This is a genomic window from Aliiroseovarius sp., assembly GCF_030148435.1.
Lineage (GTDB): Bacteria > Pseudomonadota > Alphaproteobacteria > Rhodobacterales > Rhodobacteraceae > JASBTN01.
In genome coordinates this window covers 1-11,963 of sequence record NZ_JASBTN010000074.1, presented here as the reverse complement: position 1 = coordinate 11,963, position 11,963 = coordinate 1, and the positions used below count along the sequence as shown (strand labels likewise).

The 11,963-nt window shown below is 64.9% G+C and carries 11 protein-coding genes and 1 pseudogene; 9 read left to right on the top strand and 3 right to left on the bottom strand.

The features are described 5' to 3' along the window. A partial coding sequence (locus tag Q1V43_RS13225) for a transposase (protein ID WP_300518807.1) occupies positions 1 to 191 on the top strand: 191 nt, incomplete at its 5' end. Positions 192 to 200: 9 nt separating this feature from the next. Here Q1V43_RS13225 and Q1V43_RS13220 read toward each other — a convergent pair. Next, the gene (locus tag Q1V43_RS13220; RefSeq protein ID WP_300518805.1) at positions 201 to 1,010 is read right to left on the bottom strand and encodes a M90 family metallopeptidase; all 810 of its coding nucleotides are present in this window, start codon (positions 1,008 to 1,010) and stop codon (positions 201 to 203) included. A gap of 406 nt (positions 1,011 to 1,416) precedes the next feature. Here Q1V43_RS13220 and Q1V43_RS13215 point away from each other — a divergent pair, with 406 nt between their 5' ends. The 6 genes from Q1V43_RS13215 to Q1V43_RS13190 all read left to right on the top strand — a co-directional run bounded on the left by Q1V43_RS13215 (position 1,417) and on the right by Q1V43_RS13190 (position 7,909). Next, positions 1,417 to 1,902, top strand: coding sequence for an NUDIX hydrolase (locus Q1V43_RS13215; RefSeq protein ID WP_300518803.1), 486 nt, complete (start codon positions 1,417 to 1,419; stop codon positions 1,900 to 1,902). Between the two features lie 85 nt (positions 1,903 to 1,987). Beyond that, complete coding sequence (locus Q1V43_RS13210; protein ID WP_300518800.1) at positions 1,988 to 2,446, top strand: DUF1178 family protein; 459 nt, start codon at positions 1,988 to 1,990, stop codon at positions 2,444 to 2,446. Positions 2,447 to 2,591: 145 nt separating this feature from the next. After that, the gene (locus tag Q1V43_RS13205; protein WP_300518798.1) at positions 2,592 to 3,233 is read left to right on the top strand and encodes an SDR family oxidoreductase; all 642 of its coding nucleotides are present in this window, start codon (positions 2,592 to 2,594) and stop codon (positions 3,231 to 3,233) included. A gap of 198 nt (positions 3,234 to 3,431) precedes the next feature. Continuing rightward, entirely contained in the window at positions 3,432 to 4,670 is a 1,239-nt protein-coding gene (locus tag Q1V43_RS13200) for an aspartate kinase (protein ID WP_300518796.1), read from the top strand. 444 nt (positions 4,671 to 5,114) lie between these two features. After that, on the top strand, positions 5,115 to 7,370 hold the full coding sequence (gene ptsP / locus Q1V43_RS13195) for a phosphoenolpyruvate--protein phosphotransferase (protein WP_300518794.1): 2,256 nt from the start codon (positions 5,115 to 5,117) through the stop codon (positions 7,368 to 7,370). A gap of 281 nt (positions 7,371 to 7,651) precedes the next feature. After that, the gene (locus Q1V43_RS13190) at positions 7,652 to 7,909 is read left to right on the top strand and encodes a hypothetical protein (RefSeq protein WP_300518791.1); all 258 of its coding nucleotides are present in this window, start codon (positions 7,652 to 7,654) and stop codon (positions 7,907 to 7,909) included. Here Q1V43_RS13190 and Q1V43_RS13185 read toward each other — a convergent pair. Next, entirely contained in the window at positions 7,881 to 8,366 is a 486-nt protein-coding gene (locus Q1V43_RS13185; protein ID WP_300518788.1) for an N-acetyltransferase, read from the bottom strand. The genes Q1V43_RS13190 and Q1V43_RS13185 overlap by 29 nt on opposite strands. Before the next feature lie 83 nt (positions 8,367 to 8,449). Between Q1V43_RS13185 and Q1V43_RS13180 the strand changes: the two genes are divergently transcribed. Further along, the gene (locus Q1V43_RS13180; RefSeq protein WP_300518786.1) at positions 8,450 to 9,055 is read left to right on the top strand and encodes a flavin reductase family protein; all 606 of its coding nucleotides are present in this window, start codon (positions 8,450 to 8,452) and stop codon (positions 9,053 to 9,055) included. 204 nt (positions 9,056 to 9,259) lie between these two features. On the opposite strand, the gene Q1V43_RS13175 is transcribed toward Q1V43_RS13180, so the two are convergent. Further along, on the bottom strand, positions 9,260 to 10,921 hold the full coding sequence (locus Q1V43_RS13175) for a SulP family inorganic anion transporter (protein WP_300518783.1): 1,662 nt from the start codon (positions 10,919 to 10,921) through the stop codon (positions 9,260 to 9,262). A gap of 189 nt (positions 10,922 to 11,110) precedes the next feature. Here Q1V43_RS13175 and Q1V43_RS13170 point away from each other — a divergent pair. Then, positions 11,111 to 11,963 (top strand): annotated as a pseudogene (locus tag Q1V43_RS13170) (S-methyl-5'-thioadenosine phosphorylase); the annotation flags it as partial.

Sequence of the window (11,963 nt, the reverse complement as noted above, 5' to 3'; positions counted from 1 at the left end):
TCCCGCCAAACCCGACGCGAAAACACCCCCATTCCTACGACAAGGCTGCCTATCGCGGACGCAATGTGGTCGAAAGGATGTTCTGCCGCCTCAAAGATTTCCGGCGCATCGCAACACGTTATGACAAGCGAGCCGATGTCTCCCTGTCAGCCGTCTTCCTCGTAGCTGCCGTCGTCTGGTGGGCCAATTGAGTCCCAGCCCTAATCCCAGCTGGCCGGGTCCAGCCCCAACAGCGCGCGCAACTGATCATAAAGCTCCGGCTCCCCGGCCTCCAAGGCGTGGGGCCGTTCGAAGAACAGCTCGATCGAGACCGCGAAGAACTCTTCCGGCCCCTCGGCACCGTATTCGTCAATCACCGTGCGCCGCCCGGGCTGAACCTGCCATAGGTGGCGCTCGAACGCCTCCACCACGACCCTTCGCCAATCCTCGAAATTCTGCCCACGTGCCAACACGGGCGCGCCGTCGGTCTGGCCGGACAGCCCGTCCAACTGGTGGGCGAACTCATGCAGCACCACGTTGCGCCCGTCCCCCGCGTCCAGGGCCCCCGCCTCGCTGTGCTGCCAGGACAGGACCACCGGCCCATGCTGCCAGCTTTCGCCCAGCCGCACCCGCCGCCGCTCTGTCACCACATAACCCTGCCGCTCCTGCCGCATGGACTGAAACGCCCCCGGATAGATCAGCACCGTGCGCAGATCCCGATACCAGGCATCGCTGTTGGCGATCAGCAGACAGGCCTGGGCGGCGATGGACAGGCGCATCTCGTCCGTGACCTCCAACCCATCGCAGCCGATGAACCCGACCTGATGCAGAAACAGGTTCACCTTGCCCTCGAACCGCGCGCGCAGATCGGTGGGCAGCTTGCGCGTCAGAGGCACCTCTTCGGCCACAACCTCGCGCGCCCAATCGCTCAAGGGCTGCGCCAGCAGCGCCACCCGCGCCCTGCGCCGGGACCAGACCCACCACAGCGCTGCCGCGCCCAGACCGCCAAAGATGATGAGAAGGAAAGCCATGCCACACTCCGAAATGCATCGTCCGGACAACAGGTAAGCCTCCCCCTTTCATCTTTCCACCAATATCCCGGGGGGCGCGCGCACAGCGCGCGGGGGCAGCGCCCCCACCCGCCCTTGCCTGGCAGACCAACCCGCAACACAACGCGCCAAAACCCACGAAGCCCCAAGCTCACCCGTACGAATGTCCGAAAGGGACCGACCGAAGACCCGCAAGGTCGCGGTGATTCTGCCCGGTGGCACCCTCGATACCGTCCGGTTCCAGACGGTTTTGGCCGGTGGAGCGCCGCAAATCGGACCGGGGTGTACCGTCTCGACCGCCCTGGCGCCATTTTGCTTTGTGCCCGTGACGAAACGCCCTATCGTGGGGAAAACAAGGCAATTCCCCAGGCGGACAGGGGGGAACGGAATGAAGGTTAAGGCAGTGACGGTGGAACAGGTCAGGCAAAGGCCGATCCGACTGGCGGTAACGGACAAGCGCGCGATACGCACGCAATTCGGCGCGCTCTGTTACCGTGTCCACGAGGGCAAGCTGCAATTCCTGCTGATCACCACGCGTGGCACCGGCCGCTGGATCATTCCCAAGGGCTGGCCGATGGATGGCGAAACCCCGGCGGGCGCGGCGGCGACCGAGGCCTGGGAGGAAGCCGGCGCCACCGGCAAGCTCAGCCACAACGTTCTGGGGTTCTATGCCTATGACAAGGGCCATGGCGGTGAAAGGATGCCCTGCGTGGTCGCGGTCTTTCCCCTGAAGGTCAAGAAACTTGCCCGGGATTTTCCCGAAGCCGACCAGCGCAAGCGCAAATGGGTCGGGCGTAAAAAGGCTGCGGCAATGGTCGTCGAACCCGAGCTGCGCGCGATCATCAAGAGCTTCGACCCGCGCCTGCACCACTGAGCGTCCCTGGCGACGGCCCGCTCCGGCCCCTTGCCCCGGCTTTTACGCTTTGCCATACTGCGCCGGCTTTGATGACGGGATGGCAATGATCCGATATACGCTGAAATGTGACCAGGGACATGTGTTCGAAAGCTGGTTCCAGAACGCCGCGGCCTATGACGGTTTGCGGACGGCGGGCCATATGAGCTGCCCGAGCTGTGGATCGAGCACGGTGGAAAAGAGCCTGATGGCCCCTAAGGTGCGCCCGGCCCGCAAGGCAGCACCCGCACCGGTCGATCCCGCGCCGGACGCGCAGACCGGCACGCCCGTCGCCACGCCCAACCCGGAGCTTGAGCGCGCGATCGCCGAGATGCGCGCCAAGGTCGAAGCGGAAAGCGACTATGTCGGCGACAGCTTTGCCAGGGAAGCCCGCGCCATGCATCTGGGCGATACCCCCGAACGTTCGATCTACGGCGAGGCCAGGCCCGACGAGGCGCGCGCGCTGATCGAGGATGGCGTCCCGGTCCTGCCCCTGCCCTTCCGTCCGTCCCGCAAGTCGAACTGACCCGCCGAACCGGTCCCACCTCTTTATCTTGCCGAAAATATCCCGGGGGGAGCGCGCAAGCGCGGGGGGCAGAGCCCCCCTTCGCGGTTGCCTCAGATCCCGATCTGCGCCTATGTGGTCACGAACAGATCCGGGAGACCCTGACATGACCACACTCATCACCGGCGCGAACCGCGGCATCGGGCGGGCCCTCCATGACGCCTACGGGACGCGCGGCGAAGAGGTCATCGGCACCGCCCGGTCGGGTGACGGCTTCGAGCCCCTGGAAGTTTCCGACCCGGCCAGCCAGGCAGCGCTGGCCCGCCGCCTGGGCGGGCGCGGGATCGACCTTCTGGTCTGCAACGCGGGCATCTACCCGGACAAGGGCATGATGCTGGAGGGCGGTTTTGCCCCCGAGGTCTGGGCCGAGGCCTTCGCGGTCAATGTCACCGGCGTCTTTCTGACCATCCAGACCCTGCTGCCGAACCTGCGCAAGGCGGGGGGCAAGGTGGCGATCCTTTCCTCGATCATGGCCAGTTCCGCCCAGGCGCCCGGCGGCGCCTATGCCTACCGCGCCTCGAAGGCGGCGGTCCTGAACCTGGGGCGCAACCTGGCCCGCGACCTCGCCCCCGAGCGCATCGCCGTGGGCATTTATCATCCCGGCTGGGTGCGCACCGACATGGGCGGGGAGGCGGCCGATATCGACGTCACGCAGGCCCGCGACGGGCTGATGGCCCGTTTCGACGCCCTGTCGCCGGAGACGACCGGGTGTTTCGAGAGCTACGATGGCACGGCGCTGCCCTTCTGACCCGACCTGACCCCGCGTGATCGCCCCGGCGCGGCGGGGTGGAAGGGCACCGGCCGGCTGCGCAAGCGGTCCTTTCCAAGAGGGAGCCGCGCCGGGGTGCCATGCCGTCAAGCCGGGTGGCCATAAGCGCTTGCTCTTTGCCCCCTGCCTGCGTAAGACACCCCGGATCACAAGCGAACGAAGGGAAAAGAGGCACCAATGCCCATTCTCGTGATGAAATTCGGCGGCACATCGGTCGCCACGCTGGACCGGATCGCCCGGGCCTCCAAGCGGGTCGCCCGTGAGGTGGCCAATGGTTACGACGTCATCGTCATCGTCTCGGCCATGTCGGGCAAGACCAACGAACTGGTCGGCTGGGTCGAGGAAACCTCGCACATGTATGACGCGCGCGAATATGACGCCGTGGTCAGCTCCGGCGAACAGGTGACTGCGGGGCTGATGTCCCTGCGCCTGCAGGAAATGGACATCCCGGCACGCAGCTGGCAGGGCTGGCAGGTGCCGGTCAAGACAACCGGCGTGCACTCGGCCGCCCGGATCGAGGACATCCCGCCCGCCAATATCATGTCCAAGTTTGCCGAGGGCATGCGCGTGGCCGTGGTCGCCGGGTTCCAGGGCATTGCCGATGACGGGCGCATCACCACCCTGGGCCGGGGCGGCTCGGACACCACCGCCGTCGCCTTCGCCGCCGCCTTCGGCGCCGAGCGCTGCGACATCTACACCGATGTGGACGGGGTCTATACCACCGACCCGCGCATCAGCGAGAAAGCCCGCAAGCTCGACAAGATCGCCTTTGAGGAGATGCTGGAACTGGCCTCCCTGGGCGCCAAGGTGCTGCAGACGCGCTCGGTCGAACTGGCCATGCGTTACAAGGTGAAGCTGCGGGTGCTCTCCAGCTTTGAAGAATATGACCCCAATGCAGGCACGCTTGTCTGCGACGAGGAGGATATCGTGGAACAGAATGTCGTCTCCGGCGTCGCCTATCAGCGCGACGAAGCCAAAATGACCCTCTTGTCGGTGGCCGACCGCCCCGGCATCGCAAGCGCGATCTTCACCCCGCTGGCCGAAGCCGGGATCAACGTGGACATGATCGTGCAGAACATTTCGGAAGAGGGTCGCACCGATATGACCTTCTCCTGCCCGACCAACCAGGTGGCCCGCGCAGAGGCCGCGATGGCCGAAGCCAAGGAAGCGGGTAACATCAACTTCCATGATCTGGTCGCCGATACCGAGGTCGCCAAGGTTTCGGTCGTGGGCATCGGCATGCGCAGCCACACCGGCATCGCCGCCAAGATGTTTGACGTGCTGTCCAAGGAAGGTGTGAACATCAAGGTCATCACAACCTCCGAAATCAAGATCTCGGTGCTGATCGAACGCAAGTACATGGAGCTGGCCGTGCAGGCGCTGCATGATGCGTTTGGGTTGGAAAAGGTGGGCTGACCCCATATTCACCGCAGGCTTCAGGAAACCGGCGCGGGCAACCACGCCGGTTTTTTTAACTTCGCTGCTGTTCCGATGTTGCCGTGCGGCGGGAAGGCCGGTCTGGCCCGGATTTGCGCTCCCTGCGGGGAGGGGCAAGCTTCGGGGCATGGGGGGCCTTTCAAGATCAGACTTGTCGGTATGAGTTAACTTTGTCGCCTGGAAGAGAGAATTGGCCCGAAACATGGGAAGGAAACGGCACGCCATCCTGATCGGCGGCCACGCCTCGAAAACCGAGACCTGCGCCATGACACTCTGCCCACCTGGTCAGCATCAAGGCGAGCAGCCCGCCCATTCTTTCACCCGTTAGATGAAAATATCCGCCTGTAACGTCGCGAAAGAATTGGAAAGCGGGGCCGCAGCGCCTACTATGAGACGCAACGATAAAAGAAGGTCAGGGAGCGCATGGCAGAAAGCCAGCAAAGCGACAGCCGCAAGCTGCTGGTCAGCTTGCGTGAAACACTTGCCGCCGCGTCAGCGGGGCAGGAACGGCTGGACCGTATCACCACGCTGATTGCCGGTTCGATGCAGACCGAGGTCTGTTCGATCTACCTGTTCCGCGACGACACCACGTTGGAGCTCTGTGCAACCGAGGGGCTGAACCCCGAATCCGTTCACCAGACCCGCCTGCGCGTTGGGGAGGGCCTGGTTGGCCGTGTGGCCGGCAGTGCCAAGCCGATCAACACCGCCGATGCCCCTTCCAAGCGCGGCTTCCGCTACATGCCCGAAACGGGCGAAGAGATCTATTCATCTTTCCTGGGCGTGCCGGTTCAGCGACTCGGCGAAACTCTGGGCGTGCTGGTCGTTCAGTCGAAACAGGCGCGCGAGTTTTCCGCCGACGAGGTCTATGGCCTGGAAGTGGTTGCCATGGTGCTGGCAGAGATGACCGAGTTGGGGGCCTTCATCGGCGAAGGTGCGGCGATGGGCGCCCTGCACCAGCGGCCCGCGACCTTCAAGGGCGGGATCGGACAGGAGGGCGCGGCCGAAGGCCACGTCTGGCTGCATGAGCCGCGCGTGGTCGTAACCAACCCGGTGGCCGATGACCCACAGGAGGAACTGCGTCGCCTGACCGACGCGGTCGAAACCCTGCGCGTGTCCGTGGATGAACTTCTGGCCACCTCCGAGACCGCCGACAAGGACCAGATGCAGGTCCTGGAAGCCTACCGCATGTTCGCAAATTCAAAGGGCTGGATGCGGCGCATGGAGGAAGACATCCGCCGGGGCCTGTCGGCCGAAGCTGCGGTGGAGAAGGAGCAGTCGGCCGCGCGCACCCGCATGTCGCAGGTACCCGACCCCTATCTGCGCGAGCGGCTTCACGACCTCGACGACCTGTCCAATCGCCTGCTTCGCATCCTGACCGGCCAGGGCAAGGAGACCGGGGCGGAAATGCCCGCCAACCCGATCCTCGTGGCCACCAACATCGGCCCGGGCGAGCTCTTGGAATATGGCCGGAAACTGAAGGGGATCGTGCTGGAGGAGGGCTCGGTCGCCTCCCACGCCGCCATAGTTGCCCGCGCCTGGGCGATCCCGCTGATCGTGCACGCGGGGCCGGTCAGCACCGAGGCGCTGAACGGCGACCATATCCTGGTCGATGGCGAACAGGGCGTGGTGCATCTGCGCCCCGAGGACAGTATCGTCGGCGCTTTTCGCGACAAGATGGCGATGGAGGTCGCACAGCAGGCCCGTTACGCCGAGCTGCGCGACAAACCCGCGATGGGGCTCTGCGGCACCGAGGTCTCCCTGCACATGAATGCGGGTCTGATGGCCGATCTGCCTTCGCTGGAGGGGTCGGGCGCCGACGGGGTGGGCCTGTTCCGCACCGAGCTGCAATTCCTGACCGTCTCTCGCGTGCCACGCCGGGGGGACCTGGTGGCCACCTACAGCCGCGTGCTGGATGCGGCCCAGGGCAAGCGTGTGGTGTTCCGCACGCTGGATATCGGCTCGGACAAGGTGCTGCCCTACATGAACCCGCTCGACGAGCCGAATCCGGCTCTGGGCTGGCGCGCGATCCGCGTAGGGTTGGACAAGCCCGGCGTCATGCGCATGCAGCTGCAGGCGCTGATCCGTGCCGCTGCGGGGCGCAAGCTGACGGTCATGTTTCCCTTCATCGCCCAGCTCGACGAATTCCGTGCCGCGCGCGAGATGCTGCTGACCGAGATCGAGCGGGAACGGCGCCTGGGCCATATCCTGCCCGAGGATGTCGAAATCGGCGCGATGCTGGAAACGCCCTCTATGGTCTTTGCCCCGCAACAGTTCTTCGAAATGGCCGATTTCATCTCGATCGGCGGCAATGACCTGAAACAGTTCTTCTATGCGGCAGACCGGGAAAACGAACGGGTCCGGCGGCGCTATGACACGCTGAATGTCTCGTTCCTGAACCTGATCGAAGAGATCGTGACCCGCTGCGACGCCGCCCGGACGCCGCTCAGTTTCTGTGGCGAGGATGCCGGGCGGCCGATCGAAGCCGCCTGTTTCGTGGCCCTGGGCATGCGCCACCTGTCGATGCGCCCGGCCTCGATCGGTCCGGTCAAGCACCTGATCCGCTCGATCGACATCGAAGCCCTGAAAGAGGTGATCGACAAGGCACGCCTGTCCGGTGCGCAATCGGTGCGTCCGGCGGTGCTGGAGTGGATGACACGGCACCGGCGCACGGCGCTCTGACCGGTTGCGCGCTGACGCATCCTCTGGTGTCATCCTCCTGACTGGAAACGCAGGATGACCCGCATGGCACACTGCCGCCCCCCCATCGCTGGCGGCTTTGCCGGAGCCCCTTGAGTAGCCCAGGCTGGTGCGGGGCTATTTCCGGGTTATCGGCCTATGGCGCCGGCAGAGCGGCGCCCCTGGTTGCCGCCGCACTTTTCCCGCGTGGCTTAAGACTTTCTTCGTCTCTTCCCCGCAGGTTGAGGGCACAGCCGGAAAGACAGTCGGGAAAGGAAGATGTCATGCGTTTTGCGAGTCTGTTGATCAGCCTGATGATCGGGGGCGTGGTTGCGCTGAATGCCACGGCAAATGGGGTGCCCTTCCTGTTCGTCGCGCTGATCTATGCGGTGTTCAGCGTCTCGGTCGCCCTGGTCGCCGCCTTGATCGGGCAGGTTCCCCGCCCGGCCGGGCAGGGCCCGTTCGTCCGGCTGGATTCCACCCCGCGTCGCGCCGCCGCCACGGGCGAACGGATCAGATCACACGGGTCACTCCGCCGGTGATCCCCTGCCAGGCACCCGGGCGCAGTTCATAGCCCAGAACCCGCTCCGGGTTTGTCGGCGGCGGCATGATCACGCCGGGCAGTTTCACGAAACCGAACTTGCCATAGTAAGGTGCATCGCCCACCAGGAGCACACGCGACCAGCCCAGCGGGCCCGCGCGCTCCAGCGCGTCACGGATCAGCAACCCACCCACCCCTTCGCCCTGGCGCGTCGGGTGCACCGCGATCGGGCCCAGCAACAGGGCTCGGGCGCCGCCGACCAGAACCGGCCAGAAGCGGATCGCCCCGCCGACGATCCCGTCCGCGTCCCGCGCCACCAGGCAAAGCTCGGCCACCGGATCGACGCCATCACGCAACCGATAGGAGCTGAGCGCCTCGCGTCCCGGTGCAAAGCAGAGGTCATAGAGCGCCTCGACCTCCCACCAATCGTCCTGGTTTTCGACTTCGAGGCTATACACCCCTGCCCCCGCGTGTTCTTCTGCCTGAAAACCGCCCTACCATGCAGGGCCTTGGGGGCAAAGGGAAACCACAGGAATTTCGCATGTTCTATGAACCGAAAAACGGCCACGGGCTGCCGCATAACCCGTTCAATGCCATCATCGCCCCGCGCCCCATCGCCTGGATTGCCACCCGCGACGGGCAAGGCCGTGACAACCTCGCGCCCTACAGTTTCTTCAACGGCGCTGCCTATGAACCGCCCCAGGTCATGTTCGCCACAACCGGTTCGAAGCCGGACCGCGACCTGGGCAAGGATACGCTCGACAATATCCGCCAGACCGGTGCCTTCTGCGTGCATGTGGTCGAGGAGGCCGCAACCGAAGCGATGAACACCAGCGCGGGCATTCACCCGCGCGAGGTGGATGAGTTCGCACTGGCGGGGCTGGAGCGGGTGGAATGCGAGACCATCGCCTGTTCGCGCATCGCAGGAGCCCCCGCCGCGCTGGAATGCAAGCTGACCCGGATCACCCGGTTGCCCGGCGAGGCCAATCACGTCTGTTTCGGCGAAGTGACCGGCATTCACCTGCGCGACGATTGCCTGGTCGGGGGCAAGTTCGACGTGACCCGGTTCACCCCGCTGTCCCGGCTGGGATACCGCGACTATACCGTGGTGCGCGAAGCCTTTACCTTGAAACGTCCGGGCGAGTGACCCGCCCATTCTTTCGACGGGGGCCAGAAGAGGTTCGGGTCATTCGGTGAACTGGGCCACGGCCTGTGCAGGGACCGTGCCCAGCGATGCCCTCTGCCGTTCCGACACCCGGGTCAGGTTCCGGCCGCGCGGCACGCGCGGCGGAATTTCCGTGCCGGTCAGTCGGGAGCCCGGCCCGCCCTGTCGGCCAGGCTCCGCAAGGGATCAGTGACCGCCGAGGATCCCGGTACGTACCGAATAGTCCACGGCGATCTCGTAATCGGGATCATCGTCGCTATCGACCATCAAGTGACCGGCCTTTGTCAGCAAGTCATGGCAGTCGCGGCTTAGGTGGCGCAGCTGGATCCTCTTGCCGGCGGCTTCGTATTTCAGGGCCACCGCTTCGATCGCCTGCAGGGCGGACTGATCAACGACGCGCGAACGGGCAAACTCGATCACCACGCGGTCGGGATCGCCCTGCACGTCGAAAAGCTCGATGAACCCTTCCGACGAGCCGAAGAACAGCGGGCCTTCGACGTCATAGACCTTGGCGCCGTCTTCCTCGCGGGTGACGGCGTGGATGCGCGCGGCGGCGTTCCAGGCATAGGCAAGCGCCGAGACAATCACCCCCACGACCACGGCCACCGCGAGGTCTTCCAACACGGTGACAATCGTCACCAGAAGGATCACGAAAGCGTCCATTCGCGGCACGCGGCGCAGAATCTTCAGCGAGTTCCAGGCGAAGGTGCCGATCACCACCATGAACATGACGCCCACCAGCGCGGCCAGCGGGATACGCTCGATCAGCGGCGAGGCGACGACAATGAAGGCCAGCAGGAACAGCGCCGCCGCAATGCCCGCGATACGCGTGCGCCCCCCCGATTTCACGTTGATCATCGATTGGCCGATCATGGCACAGCCGCCCATGCCGCCGAAGAAACCGGTGGTGACGTTCGACACGCCCTGGGCGATACATTCCTGCGAAGCACCGCCGCGACGGCCGGTCATTTCGCCCACCAGGTTCAGGGTCAGAAGGCTCTCGATCAAGCCGATGGCGGCCAGGATCACCGCGTAGGGCAGGATGATCCAGAGCGTTTCCAGCGTGAAGGGCGCCAACAGGGCGGGGGCATAGATGCCCACACCGGAGCCGAAGGGGAGGTGGAACGCAGGCAGACCGCCCGAGATCGACGCCATGTCGCCCACGGTCGGCACGTCGATGCCGAAGGCGATGACCAGAACGGCGACGATGCCGATGCCGGCCAGCGGCGCGGGGACCAGTTTCGTGACCTTTGGCGTGCCCCAGATGATCAGCATGGTCAGGCCGACAAGCCCCAGCATCATGTAAAGCGGCAGGCCGGACAGCCAGTCCCCGGCCACGGCCGTGTGGCCCGAAGTCGTGACCGAGCCCGGCACCTTGAACTGGGTCAGCTGGGCCAGGAAGATCACGATCGCCAGCCCGTTGACAAAGCCCAGCATGACCGGGTGCGGCACCAGGCGGATGAACTTGCCCCAATGCATGACGCCGGCGAAGATCTGCAACAGCCCCATCAGGATCACCGTCGCGAACAGGTATTCCACCCCGTGTTCAGCCACCAGGGCCACCATGACCACCGCCAATGCGCCGGTTGCGCCCGAGATCATGCCCGGACGCCCGCCGATCAGCGCGGTGATCAGCCCGACCATGAAGGCGGCGTAAAGGCCCACCAGCGGATGGACACCTGCGACAAAGGCAAAGGCCACCGCCTCGGGCACCAGGGCCAGGGCGACGGTCAGGCCGGACAGAATCTCGATCCGCAGGCGGGAGGCATTCAGGGGTTCCCCCTGGCTGAGACGCAGGTCGGGTTTCTGAATACGGGCGGCATAGGAGGCCAGAAGGGCTCGGGGCAAGGTGTCACCTATCGATGGGAATGTTCGCGCAAACTTGGCCTGCGTGTAGCCGGATTTCGCCGCCGAGGAAAGGGGGCTGGACACGCCAGGCTTCACTGTTGCCTGAAATGCGCTGTCGCGTGTCAAATCCCGCTTCCAATTTCCGCCTCCGTTGTGCACCTTGCGCACGACATCTGACTGGAGGCACTCATGAACACGATGATCGGGGTAATCGGCGGCTCGGGACTGTATGAGATCGACGGGCTGGAAGGGTCAACCTGGGTGAACGTGGACAGCCCCTGGGGCGCGCCATCCGATCAGATCCTGACCGGCACGCTGAACGGTGTGAAAATGGCCTTCCTGCCGCGCCACGGCCGCGGCCATGTGCATTCCCCCACCACCGTGCCCTACCGCGCCAATATCGACGCCCTGAAGCGGTTGGGCGTGACCGATGTGATTTCGGTTTCCGCATGCGGGAGCTTTCGTGAAGAAATGGCGCCGGGCGATTTTGTCATTGTGGATCAATTCATTGACCGCACTTTCGCGCGGGAAAAGAGCTTTTTCGGCACCGGTTGCGTGGCCCATGTTTCGGTCGCCCATCCGACCTGTCCACGCCTGTCTGAGGCCTGTCATACCGCCGCCAAAGACGCGGGCATCACCGTGCATATGGGCGGGACATATCTGGCGATGGAAGGGCCGCAGTTCAGCTCGATCGCGGAAAGCAAGGTCTATCGCGAAAGCTGGGGCTGCGACGTGATCGGCATGACCAACATGCCCGAGGCGAAACTGGCCCGCGAGGCCGAGCTTTGTTATGCCTCGGTCGCGATGATCACCGACTATGACAGCTGGCACCCGGGCCATGGCGAGGTCGACATCAACCAGATCATCGCCACTCTGACCGGCAATGCCGACAAGGGCCGCGCCCTGGTCAGCCGCCTGCCCGCCCTGGTGGGGGCCGGCCGCACCCCCTGCGCGCAAGGCTGAGACCGGGCGATGGAATTCCCCATCCAGACCGCCACGGACAAACGCGATCCGGCGCATTTGGCGAAAAAGGACACGGTGG